We start from the raw sequence: 15,246 nt of genomic DNA on the forward strand, positions 1-15,246 counted from the left end.
GGGATCGTTCGTTGCCGGCCTCAGGCCACCACCGCGTTCGCGCGCAGGGCCCGGATCTCGTCGTCGCCGAGGCCGAGGCCGGCGAGCAGTTCGGTGCTGTGCTCGCCCAGCTTCGGCGGGTCGAGCCGCACGCCCAGGCGCTCCCCGGCGAGCGTGAAAGGGAACAGCGTCGTCTTCACGCTTTCGCCAGCGCGCGGGCCGTCCGGCAGCCGCACATCGGCCAGCCCGCCGGTGGCCAGCAGGTGTTCGTCATCGTACAGGTCTTCCGGCCGGCGGATGGGCGCGAAGGGCAGGCCGGCCTTCTCCATCAACGAGGCCAGTTCTGCCGCGCTGCGATGGGCGATGCGCTCGCTGATCGCCTTCAGCAGGCGCGGCCGCTGCTGCACCCGCAGATTGTTGCTGGCGAGTTCCGGCTCGGCCTGCAGGTCGGCGAAGCCGAGCACGCCGCAGAAAGTGTTCCATTGCGCGTCGCTCACGGCCGCCAGGAAGATCTGCTCACCGTCCTTCACCGTGAACACGTCGTACACGGCCCAGGGGTTGTCGCGGGCGGGCATCGGCGCGGGATGCTTGCCGGTCATGGCGAACTGCAGCATGTGCTGGCCGACCAGGAACACGTTGTTCTCGTAGAGCGCGGACTGCACTTCCATGCCCTTGCCGGTGATGCTCCGCTGGATCAGCGCGCCCAGCACGCCGATGGCGCCGAACATGCCGCCCATGATGTCGTTGATGCTGGTGCCGGCACGCAGCGGATCGCCCGGGCGGCCCGTCATGTAGGCCAGGCCGCCCATCATCTGCACCACTTCGTCGAGCGCCGTGCGGTGGTCGTAGGGGCCGGGCAGGAAGCCCTTGTGCGTGGCGTAGATCAGCCGCGGGTTGGTCTTGCTGAGTGCGGCGTAGTCCAGCCCGTACTTGGCCATGGTGCCGGGCTTGAAGTTCTCGGCCACCACGTCGGCGGTTGCGCACAACTTGCGCGCCAGTTCCGCACCGCGCGGGTCGTGCAGGTTGATGGCGATGCTCTTCTTGTTGCGGTTGAACATCGGGAAGAAGCCGGAGCCCGCGCCGAGCAGCGCGCGGGTGCGGTCCCCATCGACCGGCTCCACCTTGATGACTTCAGCGCCCATGTCGGCCAGCACCATGCCGCAGGTCGGGCCCATCACCATGTGGGTGAATTCGACCACCCGCAGTCCCGCAAGGGGCTGCGGCACCTGTGACTGCAAACCTTTCAGTGGCTGGGGCGCGTTGCTGTCATGCATGGGCGGCTTCCTGGATTTTCATGGTCTTGGGCAGGCCCGCGCGCCAGACGCTGCCGTGCAGCGTTTCGCCTTCCAGCCAGCGCGCGACCTTGCCGCGCAGCGCGATGAGTTTGTCGAAATCGATGCCGGTTTCAATCCCCATGCTCCCCAGCATGTAGGCCAGGTCTTCGGTGGCCACGTTGCCGCTCGCGCCGGGCGCATGCGGGCAGCCGCCGATGCCGGCGGTGGAAGCGTCGAATCGCGTCATGCCCAGTTGCAGCGCGGCATACACATTCGCCAGCGCCAGGCCCCGCGTGTCGTGGAAGTGCCCGCACGTCAGCCTGTCGCCGGCCACGCGCAGCACCCGCTCGAACAGGCGCGCGACCATCGCCGGGTCGGCGTAGCCCACCGTGTCGGCCAGGCTCACGCTGTCGGCGCCGAGGTCCAGCACGGCCTGCACCAGCCGCACCACCTCGTGGGGATCGACCTCCCCCTGGATCGTGCAGCCGAACGCGGTGCTGATGCCCACCTCGATCTTCGTGCGCGCTCCGGTGGCATCGCGCTCGGCGCGGATGCGCGCGATCTCGGCCACCACGTCGTCCGGCACCTTGCGCAGGTTGGCCAGGCTGTGCGCGTGGCTCGCCGACAGCGGCAGCAGCATCCACTCGGCGTTGGCGGCCAGCGCGCGCTCCGCACCCTTGAAATTGGGCACGAGCACGGAGGCGCGCAGTCCCGGCAGCGTTTGCGCGAAGGCCAGCACTTCCGCGGTGTCGGCCAACTGGGGCAGCAGCTTCGCGGGGACGAAGGAGCCGACCTCGATCTCGCGCTCGCCGGCGTCGTAAGCGTCGCGGATCCATTCCAGCTTGGCGGCGGTGGGGACGATGGTCGCGATGCTCTGCAGGCCGTCACGCAGGCCCATCTCGCGGATCACCACTTGCTTCGGCAGGGTCGTCGCCGAAAGGGAAGGAGTTTGCATGGCCGCAGTTTAGAATTTCCGAAACGAGCCGGCATCTCAATTTGAGAACCGTATCTTTCCCGTTTGGAATATCTTGCGCGACTTCGATCTCACCACCTTGCGCCTCTTCGTCTCCGTGTGCGAAACCGGCAACATCGCGCGTGCCGGCGAGCGCGCCAGCATCGTCGGCTCGGCCATCAGCAAGCGGCTCGCGCAACTGGAGCACCAGGTCGGCACGCCGCTGCTGGCGCGCAAGCGGCACGGCGTGGTGCCCACGGCGGCCGGCCAGACCTTGCTGGAGCACGCGCGCGGCATGCTGGACAGCGCGGCGCGCATCGAGCGGGACATGGAGAGCTACGTGGCTGGCGCGCGCGGCCAGGTGCGGATCCTGGCGTCCGTCTCCGCCATGACGGAGTCGCTGGCCGATGACGTCGCGGCCTTCCTGCAGATGCCGGCGCATCGCAGCATCCAGGTGGACATGGAGGAGCGCGTCAGCCCCGAGATCGTGCGCGGCGTGCGCGACGGCCTGGCGTCGCTGGGGGTCTGCTGGGATGCGGCCGATCTGGGAGCGCTGCAAGCGCGGGCGTACCGCAGCGACCACTTGTGCATCGTGGTGCCGCCGGGTCATGCGCTCGCCAAACGCAAGTCGGTGCGGTTCGAGCAGACGCTCGACTACGAGCACGTCAGCCTGCCCGTCAACAGCGCGGTGCAGGTGATGCTGCAGCGGGCCGCGGCCCGGCTGGGCCGCTCGCTGATCCACCGCGTGATCGTCACCAACTTCGAGGCCGCGCTGCGCGTGGTGCGCGCGGGCCTGGCCATCAGCCTGGTGCCGCGCGAAGTCGCCGAGGGTCCGGCGGCCGTCTACGGCTTGCACCTCATCCCGCTGGCCGAACCGTGGGCGCAGCGCCGCTTCATCGTCTGCTACCGCGACGAAGCTTTGCTCTCGCCGGCGGCGCGGCTGCTGGTGGAGCATCTGGCGGCGCAGGCAACGCCATGAGCGTTTCCGCACTCGACCTCGGCGCCGCGCCCAGGCTGCTGTTCCTGGCGGCCGACCCTGCACGGGTGCGTGAACAACTTTCCGGCCAGCCACTCACGCGCGAAGCCGCCGGCCCCTTGCGCGACGACGTGTCCACCGACGAGATCACGCCGGTGCGCATCCTCTCTTACTACGACGAGCGGCTCGCGCGCTTTCCGTACACCGGCTTCCAGGCCGGCGGCGAGCAGCCCATCGGGCCCGGCGCCGTGCAACAGGGCGGCTTCCAGGTGGTCGTGGCGGGGCGGCGCTACGGCAAGGGGTCCTCGCGCGAGCACAGTCCTGCGGCCGAGAAACTCGCCGGCGTCCGGCTGGTGATCGCGGAAAGCTTCGAGCGCATCTACCGCCAGAACGCCGACAACATCGGCCTGCTCACGTCCACCGACTTCGGGCTGATCGAGCGGTTGCAGCGCGGCGAAGCGGTCCCTTTGGACGAACTGGTGGCTGGGCGCGATGCACTCGCCTCGGCGATCCTGCGCAGCGGCGGCCTGCTGGCCTTCGGCCAGGCGCATCTGCGCCAAGCGGACGTCATCCCAGCGCAGGCTGGGATCCAGGATGCCACGCCGCGCACCCTCTTCGAAAAGATCATCGCGCGCCACATCCTCGCCACCCCGGTGACCTCGACCAAGCCGCAACCTGGTGAAGGCTGCTTCATCCGCGCCGACTGGCGCTTCATCCACGAGTACTACACCGGCATGGCCGCGCACATGCTGCACGCAGCGCTCGGCCAGGCGCTGGCATTGCACGCGCCCGAATCCGTCGTCGTGTTCGAGGACCACACCTCCTACGTGGAGGAAAGCCCGGCGCACCTGGCCGGTGGGCTGGTGCCCAACATGCGGGCGATGATGCAGGCGCAGCGTGACTTCGCGGCAGCCTACGGCCTGCGCACCCACCGCACGCTGACCGATGCCGAAGCGGCGGCGGACGACGGCTCCAACGTCGCGGGCATCTCGCACGCAATGATGGCCGAGCGCTACGCCTTGCCGGGGCAGGTGGTCGTGGGCACCGATTCGCACACGCCGCACAGCGGTGCCTTGGGCTGCGTCGCTTTCGGCGTGGGCACGACCGACATGGCGAATGCGTTCGTCACCGGCGCCGTGCGCCTGACCATGCCGCAGGTGCTGCGGGTGGAACTCGACGGCGTGCTGACAGCCAGCGTCGCGGCCAAGGACGTCGTGCTGCACCTGCTGCAGCTGCCGGCCATTCGGGCGGGCAGAGGTGTCGGCAAGGTGTTCGAGTTCACCGGCAGCGCCGTGCGAGCCTTGTCGACGGACGAACGCGCCACCCTGACCAACATGACGGCGGAGCTGGGCGGCCTCACCGGCATCGTGGCGCCGGATGCCGAGACCGTGCGCTTCCTCAAGGAGCGGCGCGACGTCGACTTCGTGCTGGAACCCTGGATGGCCAGCGATCCCGGCGCCGCGTATTGCGAAACCATCCGGGTCGATTGCGCCCGGCTGGGCCCCATGGTCGCCGCGCCGGGTGACCCCGGCAACGGCATCCCCATCGAGTCCCTGACCCAACCGGTGAAGGTCGACATCGCCTATGGCGGCTCCTGCACGGCCGGCAAGCGCGAGGACTTCGACCACTACCACGCCGTGCTGGCCTGGGGGCTGGAGCGCGGGTTGCGGGTGCCGCCTTCGGTCCAGCTTTACCTGCAGTACGGCACCACGGCCGTCCGCGACTACTGCGCCGAACGGGGCTACGACCGGACCTTCGCGGCCGTGGGCGCGCGCATCCTGCAGCCCTCGTGCGGCGCCTGCGCCAACTGCGGACCCGGCTCGTCCACCAGCCCTGGCCAGGTGACCGTCAGCGCGATCAACCGCAACTTCCCGGGGCGGTCGGGGCCGGGCGAGGTCTGGCTGGCCAGCCCGGCGACGGTGATGGCGAGCGCGCTCGCGGGCGAACTGGTCTCCTTCCCCGAGTTGCGCAGACGCGTCGCGACACCGCATACGTAGGAACAGTCTTTCCACGGCACGCTGCAGCGTCCCGCCGTCTTGGCAACGTGCACCGCGTACCTTCGGGAGCATGGCCATCAACGGGCGTCAGGCAGCCGTATTTGCCTCGGGAATCGCATTGGGTGCCGCGGCGGCGGCGTGGTTCGCTTTCAGCGGCGACGCCGATGCGAGCAAATCTTCAAATGCGGCAACTGCCGCAGGCACGCCCTCGGTGGCCGCGGCCGAAGGCACGCGTTGCGAGTTCGAGCCGGTGATCAAGGCCGCGGGCAGCGAAGACGGGACCAGCCGCATCCCCGCGGACCTCACGGGCCGCACCGCGGCCGGGGTGCCGCCGCTGCTGGTGACGGGCAAGGAAAGCGCGGCGGCAGGCCGCCAGCGCGACGCCGAGGTCGCCTTCCTCACCGCCTGTCGCATCGGACGCGAACTGGGCCCGCCGGGCTCGGGGGTCTACGCCGACGCCAAGTACCAGTTGGGCCGGCACTACGCGATGGTGGCCCGGACCACCGAATCGGATGCGTCCAGGCCCGAACTGCTGCGCCGCGCCCGCGTGCTTTACACGGATGCCCTGCAAGCCTTGCGCGCGCAGCACGGCGAGAGCCACGAGAAGACCCGATTCGCGGCGCAGGGGCTGGCAGCACTGCCGCCTGCGGGCGCGGATGACGAGGCGCCGAAGACGGCGAAAGCTGACCCGGCGCCCAAGCCGGCTGCTGACCCCGCGCCCAAGCCCGAGCCTGCTGTTGCCGAAGCGCCCAAGCCTGCGAAGGCGCCGGCGGCTGTGGCTGTCGCGCCGCCTGCGTCCGCCGAGCCGGCGCCGGCCCCCGCACCGGTGATCGTGCGGGCCCCACCCGAGGCGCCGCCGGCCGCGTTGCCCGCGCCGCCCGTGGCCAAGGCACCGCCCCGGCCGCGGAGCGAGGCACGGGCACCCGCGGAACCTCGTGTCCCGGTGCCGCCGCCGGAGCTGGCGTCTGCCCCTCAGCGTCGCGACGTCGAGGCCCGGCCGCGTGACGTCGAAGCTCGGCCGCGCGACGTCGAGGCACGTGTGGTGGAGGCGCCGCCCATCCAGTCCCGGGCGCCGGAACCGCGCGTCGCAGTGGAGCGTCCGGCACCACCGCGGCCGCGCGCGGAGCCGCCGCAGGAGCCTGCCGTCGTGATCGAAGAGCCGCCCGGCGCGGCCACCGGTTCGACGGGCACGATCCAGTAGCCGCGTTCAGCCCGCGGCGCCACGTAGGCGATCGATCAGCACCAGCGCATCCGCCGGCGCCGCGTCGCCGCGCCAGGCCACGTGCTGGTCCTCGCGGCACAGCAGCAAGGCGTGCCGGTAGGCCTCTGGCGCCGGCTCTCCCGCAAGTTCGACCACCTGCAAGGGCACCCGGCGCTGGCGCGCGGCCTCGACCAACGGCGCGATGTCGGCCTCGGCCTTCAGGCGCAGCAAGGTGTAGCCGGGACCGAATGCGTCGTACAAGGAGCGCCCATCGTTCAGCCAGAAGTGGGGCGCGCGGCAGCCGGGCACCGTGGAAGGCGTGAAGTCCCCCATCGAATACGGCGGCGGCGCTTCGCCGTCGGCGGCGATGATCGGGGAGCCTTCGTAGTAGTAGCCGAAGTTGAGGCCGGCGCAACAGAACTGCTGCACGTTCAACGCATACGCCTCCTCGCCCACCTCGGCGCGGGCCCGCGCGCCGTCCGCGTCATCTGCTTCGATGTTCGCCGGCACGGCACGCCTGGCCTTCATCATCTTCTGCGCATGGTCCATCGCGAACTGCGAGACCTGCTCGGTGATCGGCTGGCGCTCCGCCTCGTAGGCGGCAAGCAGGGCTTCCTCGCCCCAGCCCTGCAGCCGCGCGCCCAGCAGCCAGGAGAGGTGCAGCGCATCGGCGATGCCCGCGTTCATGCCGTAGCCGGCGTAAGGCACCCACAGATGCGCGGCGTCCCCCGCAATGAACACCCGGCGGTCGCGAAAGCGCGTCGCGACGAGGCGGCGGCCGACCCAGTCCTCCTTGCTGATCACCTCGTACTCGAACCGGTCGTCGACGCCCAGGATCTGGCGGATCGACCAGTCGCGGTCGATCGAGTCGAACTCCGGTTCGTCGACATTCAGGTGGTTGTGCACCAGCCAGGTCGTGTGGCCGTCGATGGCGAACACCGTGCCGCAGCGGCGCGGGTTCACCGAGTAGTACGACCACGCCGGCTTGCCGGGAATGCGCTCCAGCAGCCCTGGCGCGCGGATGTAGGTGGACTGCACGCGCTGGATCACCGGCGTGCCCTCGAGCTTGGCGCCGATGGACTTGCGCACGCTCGAACTGCCGCCGTCGCAGCCGACGAGGTAGCGCGCGTGGATCTGGCGCTCTTCCCCGGTGTCGAGGTCCAGGGCGACGGCTTCCACGCCTTCGGCGTCCTGCACGAATGAGGTCACCTGCGTCCGGTTCAACAGCTGGATGCCCGGCAGGGCTGCAGCGTGTTCCAGCAGGATCGGCTCCAGGAACAACTGGTTGATGCGGTGCGGCGGCTCCGGGGTTGGCCACCAGGTGTCCGGACCTTCGCGCGAGGTGTAGCGTTCGGCCCGCCCGGGGATCGGGATGCGCGTGAGTTCGGTGCCGCAGACGCTGGTGCGGAACACGACGTCGTTCGAGTGATCGGGCGGCAGGCCGGCGGCGCGCACCTTCTGCGCCACGCCGAGCCGGCGGAAGCGTTCCATGGTGCGCGCGGCGACGTGGTTGCACTTGACGTTGGGCGGCTCCGCGTAGCGGCGGATCTCGGCGATGGCCACCTTGACGCCGCGCCCGGCGAGATCCATCGCCAGCGTGAGGCCCACCGGGCCGGCGCCCACGACCAGCACGTCGGCCTGGAGCACTTCATCGCGCGCCATGCTCACTCCAGTTTGATGTTCGCCTGCCGGATCACCCTGGACCACTTCTGCGTTTCAGCGGCGATATAGGCCTCGAAGGCTTCCGGCCGGCTGGGCGCGGGTTCCACGCCCAGGTTGCGCATGCTGGTCTTGATCTGCTCGTCGTTCAGCGCCGCCGTGATCTCCGCGTTCAGGCGGGCGATGATGGCAGGCGGCGTGCCCGCCGGTGCGACCACACCGAACCAGCCGGTGGAGTCGTAGCCGCTGAGCCCGGCCTCGGAAGCCGTTGGCACGTCCGGCAGCTGGGGCAGGCGCTGCGGGCTGGTCACGGCGAACGCCAGCAGCTTGCCGGCCTTGATGTGCTGCAAGGCCGAAGGCAGGTCGACCACCGCCAGCGGCACGTTGCCGGCGAGCACGTCCAGCGCGGCCGGGCCGGAGCCCTTGTACGGCACCTCCACCAGTTTCACATCGGCCATCTGCGCGAAGAGGGCCGCGGACAGGTGCATGGCCGTGCCGTTGCCGCCATGGGCGATCGAGAGCTTGCCGGGCTGCGCCTTCGCCAGCGCCACCAGCTCCCGCTGCGTCTTGGCCGCCAGCGTCGGATGGCCGATCAGCACGAAGGGGATCGCCGCCAGCATGCTGACGGGCTTGAAATCCTTCACCGGGTCGAACGGCATCTGCGCATAGAGGCTGCTGTTGGCGGACAAGGCCCCGGCCGCGCCGACGCCCAGCGTGTAGCCGTCCGGCGGCGCCTTGGCGACGATGGCGAGGCCGATGTTGCCGCCGGCGCCGGGGCGGTTGTCGACCACGACCTGCTGGCCGAGCTTCTCGTTGAGCCGCGGCACCAGCATGCGCACCACCGCGTCCGCGCTGCCCCCCGGTGGGAAGGTCACGACCATCCGCAGCGGCTTGTTCGGGAAGTCGGTTTGCGCCGAAGCCGCGGTCACTGCGGCAGTCAGCAGTGCGGCGAAAGCGCGAAGGATGGGGCGCATGGTGTGTCTCCTGTTTCGGCGATTTTGCTGCATTGGCGTGCCTCGTGTGAGGCGCCCGCTGGGCGGCTCGCCGTGTCGGTCCGCACGCACGTGCATGTAGGCGGCAGGCCGACCTCGTCAGCCGACCGGCTGGCCCACCATGGCGCTTTGCATTTGCAGGAGCAAAACGATGGATGAGAAGAAGCCCTCCCACGAAACGCTTTGGGAGCTGATCAAGGACACCAGGTTCTGCATGCTGGCGCATCGCCACACCGACGGGTCGCTGCATTCGCACCCGCTCACCACGCAGAACAAGGCGCTGGACGAAGGCGGCAGTCTGTACTTCTTCGTCTCGAAGAAGACGGAGCTGGGTCAGCGCCTGCAAAGCGACGGCAATGTCAACCTGGCCTATGCCAACCCCGGCAAGGACACCTGGGTTTCCATCACCGGCACGGCGCGCGTGCTGGAGGACATGGCGAAGAAGAAAGAGCTTTTCAACGTGATCGCCAAGGCCTGGTTCCCGGGCGGCGCGGAAGACCCCGACCTGGAACTGGTCGAGGTCGTGATCGACGAGGCCGAGTACTGGAACGTCAAGGAGAACAAGCTGCTGCAGCTGATCAAGATGGCGACCGCGGCCGCCACCGGGAACAAGCCGAAGAAGATGGGCGAGCACGCGGAGTTGAACTTCAACAACTGAGCCTCACCGGTGCGGCGCGGCCTCCAGGTTGCAGAAGCTGGTCAACCTGGTGTGGTCCTCGCCCCAGGTGCGGTAGCCTGCCCGATCGATGTGCACCCGCCCGGTGGGGTACCGGCTCAGGCCCATGTCCAGCGGCTCGCCCTGGTCGCGCCAGAAGCGGCACAGGGCCAGGCCCTGCGCGCGCGACAACGGTGCGAGGTCCACCGCAAAGCTGCGCCGGTGGGCGCTGCGCGGGGAGCCGCCGGCGCAGCGGTTCAGCGCCTCATCGCGGTAGCCGGACACCACTTCGATCCGATCCAGCAATTTGCGCTCACGCAGCGTGACCAGCAACTGCAGCACCTTGCGGACCTCGGACCACTGCGCCGCCGGCGGGATCTGGAAGGGTTCGGCTTTGCATTCCTTCCACATCGAAGCCGAGCGCAGCAATTCGTGCAGCGGCGAGACGTGGGCCAGGTTCTCCTGGTCCAGGAATGTCTGGAACGCTTCCACCTGGGCTTGACGGGATAGGCGCCATTGCGCGAACTGCGTCGCGTCGCGCTCGTCGGCCTGGGCCCGGGCCGCATTGCCGCCCAGCCACGCGATGAGGAACAGCAGGACGCCAATGCCGCGGCGCATGGCACTCAGGCAGCCGCGCGCGGCAGGGTGATGTCGAAGCGCACACCCCCTTCGACGTTGCGCGCGCGCACGGTGCCGCCCATCTTGGCCAGGTAGGTTCGCGCGACGAACAGGCCCTGGCCGCGCCGCTCGGTGGCTTCGTCCGTCGCGGCATCGCTGACGCCATAGTCGAAGATGCGTTCCAGGCGGGTTTCCTCGATCGCGGCGCCGGCGTTGTGGATGCCGACGGTCGCGTGGGTGTCGCTCGTTTCGAGGGACAAGGTGATCGGCGTGCCTGGTGAGCGATGCCGGTCCGCGTTGCGGAGGATGTGCGTGACCACGTCTTCCAGCGAGAAGGCATCGGCGCGAACCATCACCGGCTGTTCGCCGGAGGCGTAGCGCACGTCGGCAAGACCGGCGAAGTGCGCGTTGTCCGCGACCTCGCGCAGGAAGGCGTCGAGGTCCAGCGGCGCGAGTTCGAGTTGCGCGGCCTCCAGCGCCTCGCTCGGCGAAGCCTGGCCGTACAGCACCCGAACGGCCTGCTGCATGCGCTGCACATAGCGGTGCGCCGGGTCGCCGGCATCCGGGTGCAGCACCATCAGCGACTGCAGCGGCGACAGGATCTCGTGGCCCACCGCCTGCAGCGTGTCGCGCTCGCGTTGCGCGCGCAGCTGCTCGCGCTGCTGGTCGTCCTTCACGCGCTGCAGCAGGTCCGACAGGCTGCCGGCCAGGATGCCGAGTTCGTCGGAACCGCGCAGGTCCGACACGTCCAGCTGGCCGATGCGGGCATCACCTGGCGCGTCCTTCTGCATGTTGTGCGAAACGGCGGCCGCGCGCCGGGTCAACACGGTGATGCGCCGGATCAGCCCGACCTCGATCACCAGCCAGGCGAGGCCGATGGCCCCCAGCATCGCGGCGACATACCAAGACATGCGCGTCGCGATCACGCCCAGCCCGCGGTCGATGCCGCGCGCGTCGCCGCTCAGGCGCACGTCGAAACTCGCCACCGGGGTGGTGATCACTTCAATGGCTTCGAGTGGAGGCGGCCGATTGGCCACCGGCAGGCGGTCGATCAGCTGCAGGATCAGCGGAGAAGAGCGCGCCGCGTTGTCCTCGCGCCCCTTGAGCACGAGCGGGGCGCCCTTGCTGTCCTGCCGCGTGATGGTGAGCGTTTCGCCGGGCAGCAGCGCTTGCGAAAGATCTTCCAGCGAAGGCGGGGGAATCGCGTCGGACGCGTTGCTGTCGAACAGTGGCGGCACGTTGCCCGGGGCCAGCATCTGCACGTGCACACGGATGCGGTCGAGGTCGGCCGGCGGCCATTCCGGGCGCGGTTGCGCGTAGAGCGCCTGCCGGAACGCTTCCACCGGCAGCCGGATGGAATAGAAAACCCGGCGCAGGCAATCCGGCAATTCGCCGCCCGCGGAGCAGGTGGCGCTTTGCCAGAGGAAACCGCGGAAGTCGCGCACCGGCCGCGCATCGGCGAGCGTCGGGTCGCCGTCTTCCACGAAGCCGGTGAGGCGCCCGCGCACCAGCGGTTCGCCGCGCAGCGACTGGCGTTCGAAGGGCGCGACCCAGGCGGTCGTGGTGCCGCGCATGTCGAGCCGGATGCGCGCGCGATGCACGGACTCGACGTCGAGGTCGGTGGGCTCGCGCGCGATCAGGTCGCCCGCCCGGAAGCTGCCCACGAGGTAGATGTAGCCGCCCGAGTAGGCGTTGTTGCCGACGGCGGCGCAGACAGCGCTGCCGTCGGTGTAGCGCACCGAGCACCCGGCCATCTCCACCGCCTGCTGGGCCTTGTTCTGGTCGTCGAAGTCGAGCGCGGCGTAGGGCAGGACCCACGGACGCAGCGGCGTGACGGCGCCCGAGACGCCCGGGTTCAGCAGCGCCAGCAGGCCGGCCGGATGCCGCAGGCGCGCCATCACCTCGGCCTGGGTCTTGCGGAAGTTCTGCTGGTAGTTGCGGTAGCTGCGGTCCTTCTCGTCCTGCAGCAGGACGACCGCCAGTGCCGCCGTGGCGATCGCCAGCAGCAGGAACACCATGCGGAAGAGGATGCGCCGGCGGAACGACGCCAGGCCCAGGCGCGGGACGTCGAGCCGGGGCAGCGTCAGGCGCGCCATCAGGGCCGGGCTTTGCCGCTGCCGGCGTCCGTCCATCTGAAGCCGCGCATCGGGACGTTCTCGATCCCCTCGAAGGTGGGATCGACCTCGCGGAACGCATCGCGGATGGTGCTGACATGCTTGCGCACGTTGTCGCGGTTGCGGCCGCTCTTCACCACGTCGAACAGGTCGTCGTAGGAGACCACCTGGCCGCGGCGCTGGTACAGCGTCGCCAGGATGCGCTGGGCGGTGAGCGGCAGGTTCACGCGCTCGCCGCGCCACATGGGCGTGCGTTGCCAAAGCGGGTCGAGCGCAAGTTCGTCCGCGGCTGGCGCCGCGGGGGCCGCTTGTGACCGGCGCTCCTTCGCCACCCGCAGGATCTCCAGGAAGGTCTCGATGAAATCGGCTTCCTCGAAGGTCGTCTTCTGCAGGTAATCCCAGGCGTCGAGCGCCTTCATGATGCTGCGGTAGATGGCGGCCGGCATCGCCGACACCACCAGCACGGGCACGCCCTTGCGCTGCTTGTTGATGGCGTTGATGAGCGCGACGCCGGCATGGCGTTCACGGCCCAGCTCGATGTCGAGCACCACCACGTCGTAAGGCTCGCGCGCGAGCGCGGCCTCGGCGTCATCGCGGGTGAACCACTGGTCGACCTGCACGTCCGGCCGGGCGGCCCGGATCCAGCCCGCGAGCTGGTTGCTGGTGGGCTGGTCGTCTTCGATCACGGCGATGCGGGGCATGCGCGAATTATCGCGGTGGCCACGGGGCGGGGGCCCGGAAGATTTCTTCCGGGCCGTGAACACAGTGCCCCGGCGTTCGCATTGTTTGCTCCTGCCTCCCTGCGAAGAATCACTTCATCGAGCACACACACAGGAGAAGCACGATGAACACCGCCAAGAACACCACCCTGCGCGCCCTGCGCGACTTCGGCCTCGTCAGCGCCATCAGCCTGGCGGCCGCCTCCATCTGGGCCGCCGGCCTGCCGGAGGAGGGCTATCTGCTGGACGCCGAGATGTGGCAGGAAGAGGTGGCCGCGTCGCCGGACAGCCAGTGGCCCGCCGAGGGCTGGTTCCGCCTGGTGCCGCAAGGCCGCGGGATCGAAGTGAGCGCGGCGCAGCGCGGCCAGCCGGGCGCCCCCGCTGCCGACGCGCTGTATTTCCGGCTGCCGGGCACCCAGCTCAAGCAAGGCTTGCGCGCCGTCTACGCCGGCACCGTCCTGCAGCAGCCGCGGCTGGGCCAGGACTACGAGCTGACGCTGGGCCAGGGCCGCTTCGGCCTGCGTGTCGAGTCCGGCGTCAAGGGCATGGAATACGCGATCACCTACGGCCAGCAGACCTATACCTACGTGCTCGGCCCGTTCGACGCCACCAAGACGTCGGTCAAGGCCGTGGCCGACCTGGACGGCGATGCCCGGCCCGACTTCCTGATCGACGTCGGCGACGACGCGACCTACCTGCTGCTGTCCACCAAGGCCCGCCCCGGCGCCAACCTGCCGACGGCGGAGTTGTGGGCCAAGGGCTGCTGAAACGAATTCGCTGTCACACACCAACTTCCGGAGAATTTCCATGCTGCACAAACTGAAGAACATCGCCCGCGCCGCGCGGATCACCATGGCCCGGGCGCTCCGGCGCCCTCACCCCGGCGCTCTCCCGAAAGCGGGAGAGGGAGAGGAAGGCACGGCCTTCCGGGCGGACGGTACCTTCACCCAGATCCTGCGCGCGCGCCGCACCGTCGCGGTTGTGGCGGGCCTGGCCGCCGCCGGCTGGCTGCTCTACGCCCATCCGCCCATCGCCACTGCCCAGCCCGGCGAACTGGGCGTGCGCACCAACCAGCTCACCGGCACCGTCACGCAATGGCGCGACGGCAGCATCCTGGTGCTGCCGGGCCTGCACCATGCACAGGTGTTCTCGCTGCGCGACCAGACGTACAAGCCGCAGCAGATGACGCAGTCCTCCGGCCAGGCGCCGCTGCAATCGGTGGAAGGGCTCTCGGTGGGCGTGGACCTGGTGGTGCGTTATGCGCTGGATCCGCAGCGTGTCGCCACGGCGGCGCGGAGCCTGCCGTCCGATCCCGCCGAAGTGGTGGAGCCGGCGGTGCTGGGCGTCGTCTACAAGGTGTTCGCCCGCTACACCGTACGCGAGATCTTCTCGACCAAGCGGGCCGAGATCCAGCAGACACTGGAAGCCGAACTCAAGCCCAAGCTGGCGGCTGATGGCCTGGTGCTGCGCAGCGTGCTGGTTGGTAAGGTCGATCTGCCGGCCGACTACAAGCGCGGCATGGAGGGCCTGCTGGCCGAGGAGCTGGAGACGCAGAAGATGCGCTACACGCTGGAGCTGAAGGACAAGCGGGTGCGGCAGGTCGAGCTGGAAGCCTCGGCCGAGAAGGTGCAGCGCGAAGTGCGGGCTGAAGCCGCCGCCCGCGAGCAGGTGATCGCGGCCAAGGGCCAGGAGGAGGCGATGAAGCACGTCCTGCCGTTCAAGCAGCGCCAGATCGAACAGCGCCAGCTGGAGGCCGAGGCCGAGAAGCAGTCGCGCATGAAGGTGGCCGAAGGCAACGCGCACGCGCGCCGCATCGAAGCGACCGGCGAGGCCGACGCCCGCCGCAAGCTGGCGGAGGCCGAGGTGTTCCGCATGGAGCGCGTGGGCCAGGCCAACGCGGAGCAGATGGCGCGCGAAGGCGCGCTGATCACCCGCCATCCGCTGTTGATCCAGAAGACCCTGGCCGACAAGCTGTCGGACAAGATCCAGGTGATCATCGCGCCGCCCGGCAGCGGCGGCGGCTTCCTGGCCGCCAACCTGCTGGGCAACGGGGCGCAGCGCGAAGGCATGCAGCAGGCCGCGACGCGCGAAACGCAAGCCGAGGAGTGAA

The 15,246-nt window shown here is 69.7% G+C and carries 13 protein-coding genes; 6 read left to right on the forward strand and 7 right to left on the reverse strand.

Features of this window, described 5'->3' with window-relative positions:
• Positions 1–20 precede the first annotated feature (20 nt).
• Together FN976_RS18625 and FN976_RS18630 are read right to left on the reverse strand one after the other, a co-directional pair.
• Complete coding sequence (locus FN976_RS18625) at positions 21–1,253, reverse strand: CaiB/BaiF CoA transferase family protein (protein WP_145894543.1); 1,233 nt, start codon at positions 1,251–1,253, stop codon at positions 21–23.
• On the reverse strand, positions 1,246–2,208 hold the full coding sequence (locus FN976_RS18630; protein ID WP_145894544.1) for a hydroxymethylglutaryl-CoA lyase: 963 nt from the start codon (positions 2,206–2,208) through the stop codon (positions 1,246–1,248). The genes FN976_RS18625 and FN976_RS18630 overlap by 8 nt, the downstream gene beginning before the upstream one ends.
• A 73-nt stretch (positions 2,209–2,281) precedes the next feature.
• On the opposite strand from FN976_RS18630, the gene FN976_RS18635 reads away from it, so the two are divergent.
• The 3 genes from FN976_RS18635 (at position 2,282) to FN976_RS18645 (ending at position 6,379) form a co-directional block, all read left to right on the forward strand.
• Positions 2,282–3,184 (forward strand): LysR family transcriptional regulator, encoded by a 903-nt coding sequence (locus FN976_RS18635; protein ID WP_145894545.1) that lies wholly within the window; start codon positions 2,282–2,284, stop codon positions 3,182–3,184.
• Complete coding sequence (locus FN976_RS18640; RefSeq protein ID WP_145894546.1) at positions 3,181–5,178, forward strand: aconitase family protein; 1,998 nt, start codon at positions 3,181–3,183, stop codon at positions 5,176–5,178. Before FN976_RS18635 ends, FN976_RS18640 begins: the two co-directional genes overlap by 4 nt.
• Before the next feature lie 211 nt (positions 5,179–5,389).
• On the forward strand, positions 5,390–6,379 hold the full coding sequence (locus tag FN976_RS18645) for a hypothetical protein (RefSeq protein WP_222432842.1): 990 nt from the start codon (positions 5,390–5,392) through the stop codon (positions 6,377–6,379).
• A 6-nt stretch (positions 6,380–6,385) separates the two neighbouring features.
• On the opposite strand, the gene FN976_RS18650 is transcribed toward FN976_RS18645, so the two are convergent.
• Both FN976_RS18650 and FN976_RS18655 read right to left on the reverse strand, forming a co-directional pair.
• Positions 6,386–8,041, reverse strand: coding sequence for an FAD-dependent oxidoreductase (locus FN976_RS18650; protein ID WP_145894548.1), 1,656 nt, complete (start codon positions 8,039–8,041; stop codon positions 6,386–6,388).
• 2 nt (positions 8,042–8,043) lie between these two features.
• On the reverse strand, positions 8,044–9,012 hold the full coding sequence (locus FN976_RS18655; RefSeq protein WP_186510992.1) for a Bug family tripartite tricarboxylate transporter substrate binding protein: 969 nt from the start codon (positions 9,010–9,012) through the stop codon (positions 8,044–8,046).
• Positions 9,013–9,181: 169 nt separating this feature from the next.
• Here FN976_RS18655 and FN976_RS18660 point away from each other — a divergent pair, with 169 nt between their 5' ends.
• Positions 9,182–9,688 carry a pyridoxamine 5'-phosphate oxidase family protein gene (locus FN976_RS18660; RefSeq protein ID WP_145894550.1) on the forward strand — a complete coding sequence of 169 codons (507 nt, stop codon included), beginning with the start codon at positions 9,182–9,184 and terminating at the stop codon, positions 9,686–9,688.
• Between the two features lie 3 nt (positions 9,689–9,691).
• Here FN976_RS18660 and FN976_RS18665 read toward each other — a convergent pair whose 3' ends face one another.
• The 3 genes from FN976_RS18665 to FN976_RS18675 are packed head-to-tail and all read right to left on the reverse strand — an operon-like array spanning position 9,692 to position 13,118.
• Positions 9,692–10,303 carry a D-Ala-D-Ala carboxypeptidase family metallohydrolase gene (locus tag FN976_RS18665; RefSeq protein WP_145894551.1) on the reverse strand — a complete coding sequence of 204 codons (612 nt, stop codon included), beginning with the start codon at positions 10,301–10,303 and terminating at the stop codon, positions 9,692–9,694.
• A 5-nt stretch (positions 10,304–10,308) separates the two neighbouring features.
• Positions 10,309–12,435 (reverse strand): sensor histidine kinase, encoded by a 2,127-nt coding sequence (locus FN976_RS18670; RefSeq protein ID WP_255440577.1) that lies wholly within the window; start codon positions 12,433–12,435, stop codon positions 10,309–10,311.
• Positions 12,399–13,118 (reverse strand): response regulator transcription factor, encoded by a 720-nt coding sequence (locus tag FN976_RS18675; RefSeq protein WP_145894552.1) that lies wholly within the window; start codon positions 13,116–13,118, stop codon positions 12,399–12,401. The genes FN976_RS18670 and FN976_RS18675 overlap by 37 nt, the downstream gene beginning before the upstream one ends.
• Before the next feature lie 143 nt (positions 13,119–13,261).
• Between FN976_RS18675 and FN976_RS18680 the strand changes: the two genes are divergently transcribed.
• A complete protein-coding gene (locus FN976_RS18680; RefSeq protein ID WP_145894553.1) occupies positions 13,262–13,903 on the forward strand; it encodes a hypothetical protein in 642 nt (213 codons plus the stop codon).
• Positions 13,904–13,943: 40 nt separating this feature from the next.
• Positions 13,944–15,245, forward strand: coding sequence for an SPFH domain-containing protein (locus FN976_RS18685; protein ID WP_145894554.1), 1,302 nt, complete (start codon positions 13,944–13,946; stop codon positions 15,243–15,245).
• The last annotated feature ends 1 nt before the right edge of the window (position 15,246 follow it).

The sequence above is a fragment of the Caenimonas sedimenti genome, assembly GCF_007833165.1.
Classification (GTDB): Bacteria; Pseudomonadota; Gammaproteobacteria; order Burkholderiales; family Burkholderiaceae_C; genus Ramlibacter; species Ramlibacter sedimenti.